1 protein-coding gene is annotated in these 449 nt (G+C 60.1%); it reads left to right on the top strand.

Annotated elements, in window-relative coordinates; all coding sequences use genetic code 11:
• On the top strand, nucleotides 1-449 hold a 449-nt coding region (locus DU29_RS01000000130725), incomplete at both ends, for an efflux RND transporter permease subunit (protein WP_033051103.1).

A 449-nucleotide genomic window follows, 5' to 3' on the forward strand; every position in this document is an offset into this window, starting at 1 on the left:
CGGCCGGTCAACTAGGTGCGCCGCCCAACCCCTCGGGAAGCGACTTCCTCCTGTCCATCAATGCGCAGGGCCGGCTGGTGACGGAAGAAGAGTTCGGCGACGTCATCGTCAAGACCGGATCGCAGGGTCAGGTCACCCGGCTGCGAGATGTGGCGCGCGTGGAAATGGACGCATCCAGCTACTCGCTGATGTCGTTGCTCAACAACAAGCCTGCTGTCGCGATCACTGTCTTTGAAGCCCCGGGCGCCAATGCCATCGAAATCTCGGATCAAGTCCGCGCGAAGATGGACGAGTTGGCCAAGCGCTTTCCCGAGGGAGTGGAATGGTCGGTGGAGTATGACTCAACTGTCTTCGTGCGTCAGTCGATCAAGGCGGTCGTCAACACTCTGCTGGAAGCCATCGGACTGGTGGTGCTGGTGGTGATCTTGTTCCTTCAGACTTGGCGTGCC

It is taken from the genome of Pseudomonas sp. Ant30-3 (genome assembly GCF_000690905.1).
GTDB lineage: Bacteria > Pseudomonadota > Gammaproteobacteria > Pseudomonadales > Pseudomonadaceae > Aquipseudomonas.